Origin of the sequence: Candidatus Thiodiazotropha endoloripes, assembly GCF_001708965.1 — a bacterium.
Lineage (GTDB): Bacteria > Pseudomonadota > Gammaproteobacteria > Chromatiales > Chromatiaceae > Thiodiazotropha > Thiodiazotropha endoloripes.
On the sequence record NZ_LVJW01000003.1, the window covers coordinates 667,603 to 682,536 of the forward strand.

General features: G+C 51.0%; 16 protein-coding genes. 14 read left to right on the forward strand and 2 right to left on the reverse strand.

Annotation, left to right across the window (positions count from 1 at the left end):
* The first annotated feature begins 44 nt into the window (after positions 1 to 44).
* From rpoS to ccoS, 11 genes are all read left to right on the forward strand, one after another.
* The gene (gene rpoS / locus A3193_RS03110; protein ID WP_069004709.1) at positions 45 to 1,046 is read left to right on the forward strand and encodes an RNA polymerase sigma factor RpoS; all 1,002 of its coding nucleotides are present in this window, start codon (positions 45 to 47) and stop codon (positions 1,044 to 1,046) included.
* Between the two features lie 11 nt (positions 1,047 to 1,057).
* Entirely contained in the window at positions 1,058 to 1,795 is a 738-nt protein-coding gene (locus tag A3193_RS03115) for a helix-turn-helix domain-containing protein (protein ID WP_069014062.1), read from the forward strand.
* Between the two features lie 611 nt (positions 1,796 to 2,406).
* Complete coding sequence (ccoN, locus tag A3193_RS03120; RefSeq protein WP_069004711.1) at positions 2,407 to 3,840, forward strand: cytochrome-c oxidase, cbb3-type subunit I; 1,434 nt, start codon at positions 2,407 to 2,409, stop codon at positions 3,838 to 3,840.
* 20 nt (positions 3,841 to 3,860) lie between these two features.
* Positions 3,861 to 4,574, forward strand: a complete 714-nt coding sequence (ccoO, locus tag A3193_RS03125) for a cytochrome-c oxidase, cbb3-type subunit II (RefSeq protein WP_069004712.1) — start codon at positions 3,861 to 3,863, stop codon at positions 4,572 to 4,574.
* Positions 4,574 to 4,780 (forward strand): cbb3-type cytochrome c oxidase subunit 3, encoded by a 207-nt coding sequence (locus tag A3193_RS03130; protein ID WP_083218262.1) that lies wholly within the window; start codon positions 4,574 to 4,576, stop codon positions 4,778 to 4,780. The genes ccoO and A3193_RS03130 overlap by 1 nt, the downstream gene beginning before the upstream one ends.
* Positions 4,767 to 5,618, forward strand: a complete 852-nt coding sequence (gene ccoP / locus A3193_RS03135) for a cytochrome-c oxidase, cbb3-type subunit III (RefSeq protein WP_069004713.1) — start codon at positions 4,767 to 4,769, stop codon at positions 5,616 to 5,618. The genes A3193_RS03130 and ccoP overlap by 14 nt, the downstream gene beginning before the upstream one ends.
* An 85-nt stretch (positions 5,619 to 5,703) precedes the next feature.
* The gene (locus A3193_RS20875) at positions 5,704 to 5,829 is read left to right on the forward strand and encodes a hypothetical protein (protein ID WP_268803085.1); all 126 of its coding nucleotides are present in this window, start codon (positions 5,704 to 5,706) and stop codon (positions 5,827 to 5,829) included.
* Between the two features lie 386 nt (positions 5,830 to 6,215).
* Positions 6,216 to 7,652 (forward strand): cytochrome c oxidase accessory protein CcoG, encoded by a 1,437-nt coding sequence (ccoG, locus tag A3193_RS03140; protein ID WP_069004714.1) that lies wholly within the window; start codon positions 6,216 to 6,218, stop codon positions 7,650 to 7,652.
* 88 nt (positions 7,653 to 7,740) lie between these two features.
* Positions 7,741 to 8,244: a FixH family protein gene (locus tag A3193_RS03145; RefSeq protein WP_069004715.1), complete on the forward strand. Its 504-nt coding sequence runs from the start codon at positions 7,741 to 7,743 to the stop codon at positions 8,242 to 8,244.
* 135 nt (positions 8,245 to 8,379) lie between these two features.
* The gene (locus A3193_RS03150; RefSeq protein ID WP_069014063.1) at positions 8,380 to 10,878 is read left to right on the forward strand and encodes a heavy metal translocating P-type ATPase; all 2,499 of its coding nucleotides are present in this window, start codon (positions 8,380 to 8,382) and stop codon (positions 10,876 to 10,878) included.
* A 42-nt stretch (positions 10,879 to 10,920) separates the two neighbouring features.
* Positions 10,921 to 11,130, forward strand: coding sequence for a cbb3-type cytochrome oxidase assembly protein CcoS (gene ccoS, locus A3193_RS03155; protein WP_068988134.1), 210 nt, complete (start codon positions 10,921 to 10,923; stop codon positions 11,128 to 11,130).
* 17 nt (positions 11,131 to 11,147) lie between these two features.
* Here ccoS and A3193_RS03160 read toward each other — a convergent pair whose 3' ends face one another.
* Positions 11,148 to 11,843: a hypothetical protein gene (locus tag A3193_RS03160; RefSeq protein ID WP_069004717.1), complete on the reverse strand. Its 696-nt coding sequence runs from the start codon at positions 11,841 to 11,843 to the stop codon at positions 11,148 to 11,150.
* A gap of 216 nt (positions 11,844 to 12,059) precedes the next feature.
* On the opposite strand from A3193_RS03160, the gene A3193_RS20340 reads away from it, so the two are divergent.
* The gene (locus A3193_RS20340; RefSeq protein WP_139116946.1) at positions 12,060 to 12,323 is read left to right on the forward strand and encodes a hypothetical protein; all 264 of its coding nucleotides are present in this window, start codon (positions 12,060 to 12,062) and stop codon (positions 12,321 to 12,323) included.
* A 139-nt stretch (positions 12,324 to 12,462) separates the two neighbouring features.
* Entirely contained in the window at positions 12,463 to 13,017 is a 555-nt protein-coding gene (locus tag A3193_RS03165) for a hypothetical protein (RefSeq protein ID WP_069004718.1), read from the forward strand.
* 80 nt (positions 13,018 to 13,097) lie between these two features.
* Here A3193_RS03165 and A3193_RS03170 read toward each other — a convergent pair whose 3' ends face one another.
* Positions 13,098 to 13,475, reverse strand: coding sequence for an Mth938-like domain-containing protein (locus tag A3193_RS03170; RefSeq protein WP_069004719.1), 378 nt, complete (start codon positions 13,473 to 13,475; stop codon positions 13,098 to 13,100).
* A gap of 259 nt (positions 13,476 to 13,734) precedes the next feature.
* Between A3193_RS03170 and alaC the strand changes: the two genes are divergently transcribed.
* A complete protein-coding gene (gene alaC / locus A3193_RS03175) occupies positions 13,735 to 14,925 on the forward strand; it encodes an alanine transaminase (protein ID WP_069004720.1) in 1,191 nt (396 codons plus the stop codon).
* Positions 14,926 to 14,934: the final 9 nt, after the last annotated feature.

Sequence of the window (14,934 nt, forward strand, 5' to 3'; positions counted from 1 at the left end):
AGATCGATAACGCCTGGGCATGGTTCGACCAATGGAGATGAGTGATGAGTAACAATCCTGATGAATCGGCAGAGACAGATAGTGATGCCGTTCTCGAAGATCTGGATGATCAGGATCTGAGTCTGAATGAAGACCAACCTGAGAGTGAAGCAGTACCGGAGAAACCCGATGTCACAGAGGCCCTGAAACCCAAGACGGCTGAGGCTGGGGATGCGCAAATGGATGCGACCCGGCTCTATCTCAATGAGATTGGTATCTCCAAACTGCTGACAGCAGAGGAAGAGGTTCATTTCGCCAGGCTGGCTCAGAAAGGGGACCAGTCGGCCAGGCAGCGGATGATTGAGAGTAACTTACGTCTGGTGGTAAAAATCGCCAGGCGCTATATGAATCGGGGGCTGGCACTGCTCGACTTGATCGAGGAGGGTAATCTCGGTCTGATCAGGGCGGTGGAAAAATTCGATCCTGAACGTGGTTTCCGCTTTTCAACCTACGCAACCTGGTGGATTCGGCAGACCATCGAACGGGCCATCATGAACCAGACCCGGACGATCCGTTTACCGATTCATGTGGTGAAGGAGATCAATGTCTATCTCAGAGCGGCGCGTAAGCTTGCCCAAACCCTGGACCATGAGCCCAGCTCCGAAGAGATTGCCGATCTGCTCGATCGACCGATCGACGAAGTCAAGCGCATGCTCGGCCTGAATGAGCGCGTCACCTCGGTGGATACACCATTCGGCAAGGATGCTGACAAGCCACTGTTGGATACCATTGCGGATGAAAAGAACCAGGATCCGACGGTGGATATTCAGAATGACGGCCTGAATGCCAATCTGGATCGTTGGCTGAGCAAACTGAATGACAAACAGAGAGAAGTGGTAGAGCGACGTTTTGGTCTGCACGGTTATGAGAACTCCACCTTGGAGCAGGTTGCGAATGAGCTGGGGGTAACGAGGGAGCGGGTGAGACAGATACAGATGGATGCGCTGCGCCGACTCAGGGATATACTCGAGCGGGATGGATTCTCTGTGGAATCGATCTTCAAATAGTATGGGTTAAGATGCAAACCTGTTGTGAACAAACAGCGGTATATGATCCTTCCCGGCAGGAGGTGGCTTGCTGTGATTGTGGTTTGGATCCGCTCTGTCAGGTCGTCGATTACGGAGCGCGCGAGCTGGCTGACTCAAAGGTGGTATTGAGGCGCCGCCAACCGATGCAGCGTGGTGAGTTGCTGTTTTCCGCAAAACACTCTTTTTCCGCTCTGTTTGCGGTCAAATCCGGATCATTCAAAGCGATCAGTCTTGATATGTCCGGCAAAGAGCGGGTGGTGGGTTTCTACCTGCCAGGGGATCTGATTGGTGCAGAAGGGATCGCCAACCGGGTCCACTCCTTTACGGTCAGAGCGCTGGAGGAGAGCAGTATTTGCAGGATGGATCTGGATCAGATGCCTCAATCCGGCCGAGGAAATGAGATGTTGCAGGGCGCTCTGATCCGCATGCTCGGTCAGGAGGTCAACATCAACCATCTGGTGACCAGCTCCTTGATACAACAGAACGCAGATCAGCGATTGGCCGCCTTCATTCTGAATCTTTCAACCCGATGCGGGATGCGTGGTTTGTCTCAGTACCAACTTGGTCTCAGCATGTCCAGGAGTGATATTGCCAGTTATCTTGGTTTGGCGCGTGAAACAGTCAGCCGAACCCTTACCAGATTTCAAAATTATGGGTTGATCGGAATCAGTAAGCATGTCTTGAAGGTCGTTAATCCGGAAGGCCTTCAAAAAGTCACTTTGGCCTAGCGCCTGTTAACATAAAACCGATCACTCTCCTCTGTTGAGTCAACAGCTGCGAATAGTTCTGAATCGCACCTCTCTGCGTTACTCATTGTCCATTTGGACTTATCAAACTTCTCTTCCCGTAGCTTCATTTGGCTTTTTCAGGAGTGGTACACCCTATGGATAAATTTATGAGGGGATTAGTATTGATTATTAGATGGATGGCTTTCAGATCGATCTTAGATAAATTTCAAATCATCGTTTTTTAGTGAGAGTGATTATCAATCAATTTTTTGTTTTTAATTTTTTTTCATCCGCATGTAAAACTTTTTCAAACAGGTTTGTCAGCAGCTGTATTAAAGAGTTCGTCTTGTAATTGCAGAATTTTGTTTATTTATGATTTCTTTGATCTGAGTCAATTAATCACTATTGCAGATAATAACTAATTAAAACAAAAGGTTACGTAATATTCGCTTTGATGGGTTATAGGCTAATTCGTATTGACATCTGATTCAATTAAGAGTGATATATGTCACGCTGCAATTGTGTCATTTGACACAGTTGTATCTGTTGGGAAAGTCTCAACAAAAAATCTTTAAAGTTTTGTTCAATTATTTGTTTTAAGAGGGGGGTACATGGACGCCGCAGCCGAGCAAAAATACAACTTCGATGTTGTACGCTGGTTTACCGTCATGGCCGTCGTCTACTTAGTAGTAGGCGCATTAGTGGGTGTGTATATCGCCGCCGAGCTAGCCTGGCCGGTTCTGAATTTTGATTCACCATACATTACATTCGGACGGCTTCGTCCGCTCCATACCAACGCTGTTATCTTTGCGTTTGGTGGCTGTGCGTTGATGGCGACATCATATTACAGTGTCCAGCGAACTTGTGGCGTTAGACTCTGGAGTGACAAACTGGCCTGGTTTGTTTTCATCGGTTGGAACCTGATCATCGTATCTGCCGTTGTTACCCTGCCTCTTGGCCTTACCTCTGGTAAAGAGTATGCAGAGCTGGAGTGGCCGATCGATCTGGCGATCGCGGTCGTCTGGTTGGCCTATTCATTCAACTTCATCATGACGCTGGCAACCAGAAAGTCATCCCACATCTATGTATCCAATTGGTTCTTCCTGGGTATGATGGTGATGATTACCTACCTGCATGTAGTCAACAGCCTGGCTATCCCGGTTGATCTGTTCAGATCCTACTCTGTCTTCTCCGGTGTTCAGGATGCGATGGTCCAGTGGTGGTGGGGACATAACGCAGTAGGTTTCTACCTGACTGCCGGTTTCCTCGGTATCATGTACTACTTCGTACCCAAACAAGCTGGTCGTCCTGTCTACTCCTATCGTTTGTCAGTCATCCACTTCTGGGCGCTGATGTTCGGTTATGTATGGCTGGGTGCTCACCATCTGCAGTACACCGCACTGCCTGACTGGACCGGCTCTCTCGGTGCCGCTGTCTCTCTGGCAATGATCATTCCTTCATGGGGTGGTGCTGTAAACGGTATGATGACCCTGTCCGGTGCCTGGGACAAACTGCGTACCGACTATGTCCTGCGTTTCATGATCATGTCTCTGGCCTTCTATGCCATGTCCACCTTTGAAGGTCCGGTCATGTCGCTGAAGACTGTTAACGCCCTCTCTCACTACACCGACTGGACCGTAGGTCATGTACACTCCGGTGCTCTGGGTTGGGTAGCCATGGTTGCTATCGGTGCGATCTACCACCTGATGGTGCGTACATTCCACACCGAAATGTGGTCAACAAAGCTGATCAATGCTCACTTCTGGACAGCAACCATCGGTGCGGTTATCTACGTCGTTGCGATGTGGGTCTCCGGTATCATGCAGGGCCTGATGTGGCGTGCCTATGATGAGTACGGCACTCTGGCTTACACCTTTGCGGAATCCGTTGAAGCAATGCATCCCTACTACGCCATGCGCGCGATCGGTGGTGCGATCTTCCTGCTTGGTGCTGTAATGATGCTGATCAACGTCCTTATGACTGTCTCTAAAGCATCGAGCGAAGGTAGTCTGCAACAAGCCCGCACCGCTGCGGCTACAGCTTAATCTTAAGGGGGTTTCGCAAAATGGCGAATGATAATAAATCTGTAAGCTTTCAGGAGAAGATGGAGAAAAACATCTGGCTGCTCCTGATCATTCTGGCTATATCCCTCTCTGTAGGTGGTCTGGTCGAAATCGTTCCGCTTTTCACCATGAAGAACACCATGGAGCACAATGCAGCGCCTGAACTGCTCTGGCAGCGTCAGCCAGGTCAGACTCTGCATGACCACAAGCCGGGTGATGGTATGCGTCCGTATACTTCGCTTGAGCTGGCTGGACGTGATATCTATCTGAAAGAAGGTTGCTACACCTGCCATTCTCAGATGGTGCGTCCTTTCCGTGATGAGAAAGAGCGTTATGGTCACTACTCACTGGCTTCCGAGTCCATGTACGACCATCCTTTCCAGTGGGGCTCCAAGCGTACCGGTCCTGACTTTGCCCGTCTCGGCGGCAAATATTCAGACGACTGGCATCGCAAGCATCTGCGTGAGCCACGCTCCGTGGTTCCAGAGTCCGTCATGCCTAACTACCCTTGGTTGAAAGACAATCTGATCGAGGGCAAGGATATGGCAAGTCGTTTCGAAGTCATGCGTCTGCTGGGTGTTCCGTACACCGATGAAGACATAGCCACTGCGAACGCAGAACTGGCTGGCAAGACTGAAGAAGATGCGATGGTGGCCTATCTGCAGGTTCTGGGCACCATGGCTACTTTGGACGAAAACAAAGTCTATCGTCAGTAATGAAAGAGTACTTTTCTACAAATTGGGAGGCGATGACCACCAACGATTGGATCGGCATGATCATGACGGTGGTCACCTTCTTCCTGATGATAGGCGTATATTTCTACGCGCTACGTCCAAAGAACAAGGATAAGCTTGAAAAGAATCGGTTTATCCCAATGGACGATGATGCAATTGATAGCGGAGATAAAAATGGCGGAAAATAATCCTTTTCCGGGTGAAAATAACACCGGACATATTTGGGACGACAACCTCCGGGAGCTGAGTAATCCTCCTCCACGGTGGTGGATGATCGCCTTCTGGGCATCAGTAATCTGGTGGATTGCCTATGGCGTTCTCTATCCCATGTGGCCAGTAGGTCAGGAGCCTACACAGGGCATCATGGGTTGGAGTCAGATGGATGAGTACAAGAAGGGTGTGGACGAGGTTGAAGCTGTACGTGCCGAGTTCGAAACCCAGATCAAGGGTATGTCAGCCAAAGAGATTCTGGCTACACCTGCTCTGACTCAATACACCATCGCTTCTGCGAAGGTACTGTTTGGTGACAACTGTGCGGCCTGTCATGGTGGCGGTGGTCAGGGTGGCCCCGGTTATCCTGTACTGGCTGACGACGATTGGCTCTACGGCGGTAGTGTCGACAACATTTCGCAGACGATCACCATGGGTCGTAAGGGCATCATGACCGCACACGGCAAGATCCTCTCGGACGCAGAGATCGACAGCTTGTCCGAAGCCATCATGGCGGGTAACCCCACTTCTGATCCTAACTTCACTCAGAAGGGTTGTATCGCCTGTCACGGTATGGACGGTAAAGGTATGGCCGTACTCGGTTCAGCCAATCTGACCGATGGCATCTATCGTTTTATGCCTGCTGAAGGTGAGACCCTGCTCGACAGCATCAAATACTCCATCAAGTACGGAGTAAATGACGCAACTGAGCCTAAGACTCGTGATGCTGTTATGCCGGCTTTCGGTGGTCGTCTGTCAGAAGATGACATTAAAAAGCTTGCTGTCTATGTCCACAGATTCGGTGGCGGACAATAAGGCTTTTTAAAGCCGACAGAGCATTTTTTTCACCATGGCCGTGTGAGCATGGAAACTCACACGGTTACAAGATAAGGGGATTGCTATGAACGGAGATGCAGTTTTTTGGGGTTCAATAGTCACCGTGGTGATTAGCGTGGTGATTGTCATCTTCTTGGGCTTCAAGGTCAGCAAACTCATCAAGAGTGATGCAGAAAAGCATAACGGCTGAGCAAGATTCGCTCTAAGTTAAGAAAGGGGGGTATAGATACCCCCCTTTTTTTATGTAAGAAAAGTTACAGTCTCACGGCTTCTGCTGCGGTGTAATAACACTTGCTTTAATTAGGGATTTGCGTCTGTCGGGTGAGCTTTTTTCAGGCAGCTTATTCAAGCAGGTTAGGTAATTAAAACAGTATGTTACTGATTTAAGCTATTCAATATTTCCAGCATCGCGAAACCGCTGAAATCGTTTTGAGTCGTGGCATAATTCTGTAAAATAGCCATGGAGTGTTGTTTAATTGCTTCTAACTTATTGATAAATCGCATGGCTTGATGATAAGCCTGTCTATATCATTTTTTTCTTATTTACCCCCCCACTGCTTCAGAGGAGTAGAGCCATTGAGCGCTAGTGATACGACTGCATCCAAACAACAGGTTGTGGATGACCTATACGCTGAATCCGCACATTGGCATCTGAATACCGGTGAAGAGACGATTCATGCCAAACGTATGGGTGGTCACTGGCGAAACTTGAAATGGCTGGCGGCCTCTTTCTGGATCATCTATTTCATCGGTCCCTATTTTCAGTGGGGTGATCGTCAAGCGGTACTGTTCGATATCCCGAACAGACAATTTCATATTCTTGGTGCAACCATTCTGCCTCAGGACTTCTGGATGCTCTCACTGACCCTGCTGTTTTTTGCCCTGTTGCTGGCTGTGGCAACGGCGCTGGCTGGCCGGGTCTATTGTGGCTTTTTCTGCTTTCAGACCGTTTGGACCGATGTGTTCACTTGGCTGGAAGAGAAGCTCGAAGGTAATCCGGTCAAAAGACGTAAACTTGAAAAAGAGCCTCTTAATGGGAGAAAGATCAGAATCAAGATAACCAAACACTTGATCTGGTTGCTGATCTCGGTTCTGACAGGCATCAGTTTTGTTGCCTGGTTTTATGATGCTTTTGACCTTTGGCGCGACATTTTCACCCTGCAGGCAGGCTCGGTGGCGTTTGGCACCATTGCGCTGTTTACGGTAGGAACCTATGTACTGGCTGGCTATATGCGTGAGCAGGCCTGCTTCTGGCTCTGCCCCTATGCCAGAATCCAAGGGGTAATGATCGATAAAACCACCGTCGTACCCTCCTATGATTTTCATCGTGGTGAGCCCAGAGGGCGCATCAAGAAGGGGCAACCGGAAGAAGAGCGGACAACCGGTGATTGCGTGGACTGCAAGCAGTGTATCGCTGTCTGTCCAACTGGTGTGGATATCCGTCATGGTCAGCAGGAAGGCTGCATCATGTGTGCACTCTGCATCGATGCCTGCGACGAGGTGATGGAGAAGGTCGGCCGACCCACAGGTCTGATTCGTTATGAGTCCTTTGAGTCTCTTGAGGCGAACAAGAAGCCGGTGCCACTCTACAAGCGCCCCAGAGTTTGGGTCTATTCCGCGATTATGACACTGGCGCTGGCCGGTATTGCCTATGGTTTGACCTCACTTGCACCCTTGGAGATCAAGGTGATCCATGATCGCCAGCCACTCTTCGTATTGCAGAGTGACGGCAGCATTCAGAACAAATATACGGTCAAAATCCTCAACAAAATGACCAATGACCTTCCGGTCACCATCAGTGCTGAAGGCCTGGATGGTCTGATACTGGTCGATGCGGACCAAGTCACCACAGCTCGCCGTGGCAAGGTCACACCTCGAACCGTGTTTGTTCGGGTGCCCCAGGAGAAGCTGACGGCTGAGAGTCTGCCGATCATCTTCAAAGTTCGGGGTGAACGGGATGGTGAGGTGCTGGAAAACAGCCGAACGAGCGTTTTTATTGGCCCAAAACGCTAGCTCTTGGTAAAATAGCCGACAATCTCAGGGCGGGCAGCGATGTCCGCCCTTTTCATTTTTTTATGCATAGTCGTTATAATTTGTAGCCATGACAGAGAAAAAATCAGCTTGGAGAAGTCCCTGGGTAATCGGTTGGGTGGCCATGGTGGTGGTTTTCTTCACCATGAACATGATCATGATCTACCTGGCAACCCAGAACAACCCGGGTTTGGTTGTGGATGACTTCTATGACCGTGGCCAGGATTATGAGAAAAACATGCTCAAACGCCAGGCAAGAGACCCAAAATGGGTGATGAAGATCAAACTGCCTTCTAAGATCGAGATTGGCCAGCCGGTAGTTTGCCAATATACGGTAAAAGACCGCGAAGGCACCCCGATCGACCGTGATGAAGTCACTTTTCATGCCTATCGGCCGTCTGATGCCGGTCAGGATTTTTCTGTACCCATGCAGCGGATCGGCCCTGGTCTCTACGAGGCGACAGTGAGTTTTCCTCTGAAGGGCGCCTGGGACCTGCTGGTCAGTATCCGCAACGGCGAGGATGAATACCAGGTACCCAAACGTATCGGTGTGGGTATAGATTGGGTGCCTTAGCAGCTGATCTTATAGGGTTAATTGAGTGATATTGAGCTGATTCAGGACAAAGCAGTGCCAAGGAATTCTGTCATCACAGAGCGCTTAATCCCGGTTTGACCGGACAAAGATCATTATCTCTTCGCAGGAGAGTCCGTGTCACATGTAGAGGCCTCTGAAGGCTGCTTCCACTGCCAACTTCCCATTCCCATTGAGGACGAAGTGATCGGCACGATCGAGGGCGAGGAGCAGCATTTCTGCTGTCTTGGCTGTAAAGCGGTCTGCGAAGCCATCTACGATGCCGGGCTGGAAGGCTTCTATCAGCGTACCCCTGACGGCACCAGTCTGGCGCCTCCACCGGAAATACCCACCGAACTGGCATTGTACGATCTGGATGATGTGCAGGCTGAATTCGTCGGCGAACTGGGTGAAGAGCGGGATATCCATCTGTTGATTGAGGGGATACACTGCGCTGCCTGTGTATGGCTGATTGAACACACCCTGAATCCCGTAACCGGCATTATCTCCGCTCAGGTCAATCTCTCAGGCAAGCGGCTTCATGTCAGGTGGCACAACAGTGCAATCTCTCTCTCCCAGATCATTCAGCGCCTCGGGCAGATCGGTTATGCGGCCGTTCCCTACGATCCCGAAGCCGCAGAGGGCGCGATAAAAAAACAGAATCGCCATCTGCTCTATCGAATGGCCTTCGCCGCCTTCGGTATGATGAACCTGATGTGGATCTCCATTGCCCTCTACGCGGGGGCGAGTGAAGGGGAGTTTCGAAGCCTTTTCCATTGGATCGGCTTCGCCTTGGCGACACCGGTGCTGATCTATTCGGGGTATCCGTTCTATAAAGGTGCCTGGTCCGGACTGCGTAACATGCATCTGGGAATGGATCTGCCAATTGCGATCGGCGCCACCATTACCTATCTCTACTCTCTCTACATCACTCTGAGTGGCAGTACCGTGGGGGAGGTCTATTACGATACGGTGGTGAATTTTCTGTTTGTCATCCTGGTGGGGCGCTATCTGGAAGCAATGTCGAAGCGCCAGGCAGTGGCGGCCACCCAGCGTCTTCTCGATCTGCAACCGAGGGTAGCCACCCGTCTATCCCGGGATGGTGTCGAAGAGGTTGTGCCGATTCGTGCCATTGCAGTGGGTGAGCTGGTATTGGTCAAACCGGGTGAACGGGTGCCGGTGGATGGTATTGTGAAGATGGGCGAGAGCTCGATTGACGAAGCGATGCTCACCGGTGAGTCCCAGGCCATCGATAAACAGTCTGGTGATTCAGTCTCTGCCGGAACCATCAACGGCGCCGGAGCTCTCCAGGTGGAGGTTTCCGGCCTGCTGAAGAATACCGCACTTGGGCGGATTATCAGTCTGGTTGAGGAGGCGCAGGGTTCTAAGGCACCGATTCAGTGTCTGGCCGATCAAATCGTCCCCTGGTTCGTCGCTGTGACACTGGCGTTGGCGACTCTGACCTTTCTCTATTGGGTCAACAGCGATTTTGAAATTGCCCTGCTGGCGGCAACCTCCGTGTTGATCATTACCTGTCCCTGCGCATTTGGCCTGGCAACCCCCATGTCAATTGCCGTGGCCTCGGGGCTTGGCGCCAAATACGGCATTCTGGTCAAGAACGGTGAGGTGCTTGAAACCCTCTCCACCATTAACCATGTGGTGTTCGATAAAACCGGTACCCTGACAGAGGGAGGGCTCTCTGTCGTCGGCATCTATACCGATCGTGAGCAGTGGCAGGAGGGTGATGAGCAAGTATCGGATTCGCTGGTGGAATTAATGGCGCTGCTGGCCGCTGTTGAGCGGCAGTCAGAGCATCCTACGGCTGAGTCGGTGGTGAATTGGGATGAGACATTCAATCACTTGCAGACCCGATATCGATGCACTGATTTCAAGGCCCTTCCCGGACTTGGTGTGACCGGGCTGGTCGATGAGCAGCAGCTGACCATCGGCAATCTCTCGCTGCTGGAGCGGCGGCAGTGCCAGATGTCCGACGGGCTGGAACAGCACGCCCGTCAGCTCGATGAACAAGGCATCGGCTGGTTCCGGGTGGCGATCAATGACAAAGAGACGGCGCTGATTGCTGTCGAAGACCGTATCAGGCCGGATGCCAAAGCGCTGATTGGGTCATTGAAAGCTGAGGGCATTGCTGTGACGCTGCTCAGTGGTGATCGCCGGCGTGCTGCAGAAGCAATTGCTGAGCGCCTCGGTGGCATGGAGGTGATTGCTGAGGTGCTTCCCGAGGAAAAAGATCAAGTAATCAGTCAGTTGCAGTCAGATGGGCATCGTGTGGCGATGGTAGGTGATGGGGTTAACGATGCCCCGGCACTGGTCCGGGCTGATGTGGGTATTGCCATGGGCTCAGGTACGGATGTCTCCATAGCCAGTGCCGATATCGTGTTGATGAGCAGTGAGCTGGAGCGGGTGCGTCTTGCCATCGGCTTATCCCGCAGGGCGTTGCTCACGATACGTCAAAATATCGGTATCTCAATAACCTACAATATTATTATGGTGCCATTGGCGATGGCAGCTGTGGTGACGCCATTGGTAGCCGCCATCTCTATGCCATTGAGTTCGCTGGCGGTTATCGGTAATTCTGCCCGTATCCGTACCCTGTTCAAAGGTGTTAAAGTAAACTAGGGCATGGTAATTGGCCCGAGTCATGTTTGATGGAGTGCATTGATGGATGTGATATATGGCCTGATTCCAGGCATGATCTTCTTGGGGCTGGCCGCCGTGGGGGTGCTGTTCTGGGCCGCCCGCAGTGGCCAATTTGATGACCTGGAGGGTGAGGCCCATCGAATCCTGATGGATGACGATATCGCACCCGCGAAAAAGCCCAAAAAAGGTCTGCCAAAACAGATGATGCCGGACGCAGAGGATCAGGATTAGACCTGCTTTCCAGCGTTTCAGCTGTTCTTCATTTTTTCTTCGTATTGAGCATTACTGTTTTTGATCTGCTCCACCAATCCTTGGATACGTTCCAGGGGCATATACTGAATAAGCTCCTTTCCCTCAGGATTGAGTCCGATGGTCATGCCTCGATCAGGATAGATCCAATGGGTGACACCGGTTTCCGTTTCGACAATTTTGTCTGTCGGTTCACCGAACCGGCTGTTGATCAGCTCCTCATCCAGATTGGCAGCGGGAATGTAGTTGATCAATTCGATCGGCAGTTGTTCGGCGATCTCTAAATCATCACTGCCGAGAACGATTTTATGGGTCGTATCCGATGTGCGGCTGATCCGGGAGCCACGATCAACCAATTCGTTCAATAGGGATTCATCCGCCTTCAGGGCGAGTATGAAGTCAGCCCTCAGTCCACTGAGAAAAACCCGTTCAAAATAGGCCTCAAGTGCTGGTTGTCCATCTGCACCGACAAACAGATTGACCTTGCCCTGGTTTTTGAATATCTCCCTCGCCTCTGGCAACAGGCTTTTGTTGAGGGTTAGGTCAAATACTTGTATCTCGTTGTTGGCGGTCACCTGGATCTCCCAGGGTAGCTTTGGATCACTGTCAACCTTGCGTCCACCCGGAAGTAGAACGGCGAGGGCGACCGCCACTACCGAGAGGGAGATAACCCAAAAGATAATCTTCTTTTCCATTTAGTCTTTAACCTGCTGTCGTTACTTCTTGCACTGCATCGCGCCTCGGATATCAGGCATTGGTATGAGACAGTACACGAGTCACTGCCCCTCACTCTTTGTCGCCAAGCCTGTTCTCTGGCATTATTGCCAGGCTGGGAATCCATAAATCTGCCAGGCAAAACCGCTGTAGTTCTGCATCTTACCTGCTTTATCTCAGTTTCACAGAGTCTAATCATGAAACTGCGGGATTGTCATGATCAGTATGCTCGACATGTTGCCTGGAATTGGCCTGAGTGGCGCCAATCATGGGCTATAACTTATCCGACAACTGAATCACCAGGGGAGGATTCTACAATGGGAAGCGGATTGTGGTTTATAACAATTCTCAAGGAGCAGCCATGGATCGGCTTGATTGTCGGTATCATATTGTTTTTATTGCTGTTTTTGGCGAAAAAATGGTTGGTGGCCAAGCTCATGGGAAGTGAAGGTGAGAGCTGATTGGCTTATATCGCCTACGGGTTTAAACTTAACCCCCAGTTTTTATTGGCATTAATTGCTGTAACGACCGATGGAGAGTTGAATTTCATCAACGGATGATGCCACCACATAGGTAACAGACCAGGTATAAAGAAACTCGATGAAATTTGAGATCCAAGAAGAATTGGTACAAAAAGCCAAGATACCTCATGATGTTTTTCTGACCAATCTGATTGGCAATCACATTTTATGGTTTGTCGCTGCACTGGGTCTGGTGCGCTCCTTTTGGCAGCCACTGGCGCTGGTGCCTGTTGTCTCTTTTGCCCTGCTTTTCTATACCCTCTGGCGAGCGAAGAAGTCGAAAGATCGCGATCAGTGGTATGTCTATGCCCATTGGCAGATTGCTGCCGAGCGAAGCCGTCTGTTTATCTATATGCTGCTGGCGGTACTGACTGTGTTTTTTCTCGGTTGGGCGGGTTACACCTATATGGGCATGCAGAAAGTTGCTGTCATGGCGATGATCGGTGGTATCGGCATTCTGCCGATCATGGTAACTGTTCTGATCCTGATTCTGATGGAGTCCGATGCCCTGCATCAGGCAGCTCAGGGTAAACTCGGCAAGCGGATGGTGGAAAAATATCCCTTTCCGGATGATATTGTGATCCTGGAGGATGACAGGGAAGAGGGCTCCGAAACGGATACCCAGGCCAATTGAAGAAGCTGTCTTAAAAATTAATCCAGCGCCAAATAGTTCACTTTCAGCCACCGGGTTAATAGTACTGCCAGTTGGCTGATCTACTCTCCGATCATTATCAGAGCTGCAGCCACTCGTCGCCCTTCCGACATCAGAATGTTATAGGTCCGGCAGGCAGCATCGGTGGCCATCACTTCCAGTCCAATTTGATGTTCCAACAGCGGGCGGATCAGTTGATGATCAGGAAAATGCTGTTTGGAGCCGGTACCCAGCACAACGATCTCCGGGGTCAGGGAGGCCAGTTGGGCGAAGTCCTCCTGCTTGAGTTCCTGGAATCGGGCGGGACGCCATTCAGGGATGATCCGCTCCGGCATGATGACCAGGCTCTCCCGGTATACCTTGCCACTGATGGTTATCTCGAATGCCCCGTAGTTCTGGATGGCGTGGCCGCTGTTGTTGTCGTCAAGTATGAATTTCATAGTCCGACCTTACCGCAAACGGTGATTGCAAAAAAGTGACCCTTTTTTCCGCTCTATGACAACTGCCGCTGCAGGCTTGAATCGCGGCATAAACAGGTGACTTCACAGCATGCTTGTGACCCTGAACAGAGAGAATTTCAAAAAAACGCTTTTATCATGCCGGATAAGTGTTTCCTGAATTGATCTTTTATTATGGGTCAGTTAACTTTGTACCTTTTCACCTAACAGAAAAGTCGAGGTATCCGTGTCCACGCAAGAGATGGAAGAGTTCCGCAGAATCAAGCGGTTGCCACCCTATGTGTTCGCTATTGTGAATGAACTCAAGGCGGCGGCGCGAGCGCGGGGCGAGGACATCATCGATTTTGGCATGGGTAACCCGGATCAGCCCACGCCACAACATATCGTGGACAAGCTTTGCGAGGTCGCAAACCGTAAAGATACCCACCGTTACTCCATGTCGAAAGGCATACCACGACTGCGCCGGGCGATGAGTAACTGGTATAAAAGCCGCTACCAGGTCGATCTCGATCCCGAGACTCAGGTGATCGCCACGATCGGTTCCAAAGAGGGCCTGGCACATCTGGCGCTGGCCTGCATGGGGCCGGGGGATTCGGTGCTTGTCCCCAATCCGGCCTATCCCATACACCCATACGGATTCATCATTTCCGGTGCCGATGTGCGCCATGTGCCGATGGTTCCCGGAGTGGATTTCTTCGATGAACTGGTGAGAGCAATCAAGGACTCCTGGCCACGTCCGAAAATGCTGGTACTGAATTTTCCCGGCAATCCGACAACCCAATGTGTCGAGCTCGACTTCTTCGAAAAGATTGTGGAGATCGCCAAGGAGTACAACATCTGGGTGGTGCACGATCTGGCCTATGCGGATATCGTCTTCGATGGTTATGTGGCGCCCTCGATTCTGCAGGTGCCCGGGGCCGATGAAATCGCGGTGGAGTTCTTCTCCCTGTCGAAAAGTTACAACATGCCGGGCTGGCGGGTCGGCTTCATGTCAGGAAATAAGACTCTGGTAGCCGCCCTGGCAAGGATCAAGTCCTATCTTGACTATGGAACCTTCACTCCGATTCAGGTTGCCGCCATTGCGGCGCTGGAAGGTCCCCAGGATGTGGTGAGGGAGATCTGCGGCATGTATCAAAGCCGTCGGGATGTGTTGTGCGACGGTCTGAACAATATCGGCTGGCATGTGGAAAAACCGAAAGCAACCATGTTTGTCTGGGCACCGATTCCTGAGCCCTACCGGGCCATGGGCTCCCTTGAATTTTCCAAGAAACTGTTGAGCGAAGCCAAGGTCGCTGTTTCACCGGGTATCGGATTCGGTGAACATGGTGATGATCATGTCCGCTTTGGTTTGATTGAAAATGAACACAGAACCCGCCAGGCAGTGCGGGGTATTCGCGATATGTTCCGTAAAGACGGACTGATCGAATCTTGAGCAATCTAT